Genomic DNA, 1664 nt, shown 5'->3' with positions numbered 1-1664 from the left:
CGGCAACGCATCGCCACCGGCGGCACCCGCAAGCGGCCGACCGCCTGCCCCACCCGGCGGCGCGCCACCTTCCGCCGCGCCCAAGAGCGGATCACCATCCAGCGGGGTCGCAGGCACGCCGCCGCCCGCAGTACCGAGGGGCGCGTCGTCATCGGCCGGGCCCGTGAGCAGTTCATCGGCCGGGGGGGCCGCGGCCTCGCCGCCGGGTGCCGTAACCGGCAGCGGAGCACCGGCCGGGGGGACCACGGGTACGCCGCCGCCCGGCGTACCAGGAGGCGCGTCGTCGTCGGCCGTGCCTGTGGGGGGATCGGCGTTAGGCGGGTCCGCACCGTCGTCCGCCGAGCAGCATGAGTCTCAGGGCGAGTCGCCTGAGGCGGAGGCGTCTTCCGAGCCGGAGACGCGGGTGGCCAGGCCGCCGGTGTCCGCCTCCGGTACCGAGCCGGGCACCTCGGGGCTGGGGGCGTTCGCCTCCGCGCCCGCCCCGGACGCCCCCGGTCGCGGGGCTTTCGGGCAGGGCGCGCGCCCCAAGGGGTACGGCCAGGGCGCGTTCGCGTCGTCTCCCGACGAGGACGCGGCGGCCGAGCAGGGTGACGCGGCGGCGCGCCGCCGTCCGCCCTACGCGCGTGCGGCGACGCCGAAACCCGCCGCCGAGCCCGTCCCCGACCAGGCGGCCACCACCAAGGTCACGCTCTCCGGCGAACCTGCGGATGCGAAGAGCGCGTCTGCCCCGGAGGCCGGGAAGGCCGCCGGTACGGCAAAGGGCGCGGGCGGCACCGCGCCGGAGGCCGAGCCCTCGGGCAAGCCCGGAAAGCAGGGGGGTACGGCCACCGCGAAGGGGAAGACCGCATCCGGCGCCAAGTCCGCCGCCTCGGCCAGATCCAAGGCCGAGGCGCCGGCCGGTGACGACATGGCGGCGTCCTCCAGCGCCCGAAGCGGCAAGAGCGGCAAACCCGGCAAGGCCGGGCCCGGCAAGGACGCCAAGCCTGACACCGCCGCCTCCGCGACGGACGACGCCGAAAGCGACGCGAACGCCGCCGCGGACGGCACCTCACCGGACGTCGCCGCCATGGCCACGGCCGAGAGTGAGGCCGGCGGTTCCGTGGCGGCCTCAGGCGGCGAGACGGCGTCGCCGGGCGACGACGGCACCGAGGATGGGGACGACGGCGAGCGCGGCGCAGCGGCCGGTACAGCGCCCGAGACGGACGACTCCGCGCAGGAGCCTTCGGCTCCCGGCGATGACCGGCCGGGCACAGGCGGCGAAGCACGTACCCCCGCCACGGCCTCCGGCCCCGGCGACTCCGAGGCCGCGTCCGCCGATGGCGGCGGCAAGGGCGACACGACCACCGGCGAGGAGACCACGTCGCTCGCCGCGACCGCCAAGGCCACGACAACAGGAACATCGGCCCCCGCCGGCGCCGAAAAGGACAAAACCAGCGCGGCAACCGGAAAACTTGCCAAATCACCCAAGGCCACTTCTTCGACGCCGAAAGCCGGGCCATCCGGCTCCGCCACCGACGGCAAGGGGGACAAGGCAAGCGCGGACTCCGGAAAACCCGCCAAGCCGGCCGCGACCCCCAAGGCCACGAACACAGAACCAGCGACCCCCGCTGCCGACAGCGAAAAAGGCAAATCCCCCGGAAAAGCCGCCAAGCCCCCCACCTCCG

1 protein-coding gene and 1 pseudogene are annotated in these 1664 nt (G+C 75.7%); both read left to right on the top strand.

Going from position 1 to position 1664, the window contains the following annotated elements:
• A partial coding sequence (locus C1I98_RS42340) for a hypothetical protein (protein WP_158558396.1) occupies positions 1 to 351 on the top strand: 351 nt, incomplete at its 5' end.
• A gap of 52 nt (positions 352 to 403) precedes the next feature.
• Positions 404 to 1664, top strand: a pseudogene (locus tag C1I98_RS38625) (hypothetical protein); the annotation flags it as partial.

Source organism: Spongiactinospora gelatinilytica, from assembly GCF_003236385.1.
Taxonomy (GTDB): Bacteria; Actinomycetota; Actinomycetes; order Streptosporangiales; family Streptosporangiaceae; genus Spongiactinospora; species Spongiactinospora gelatinilytica.
Note: the sequence above shows the minus strand (reverse complement) of the source record. Positions and strands in the feature narration are given on the sequence as shown.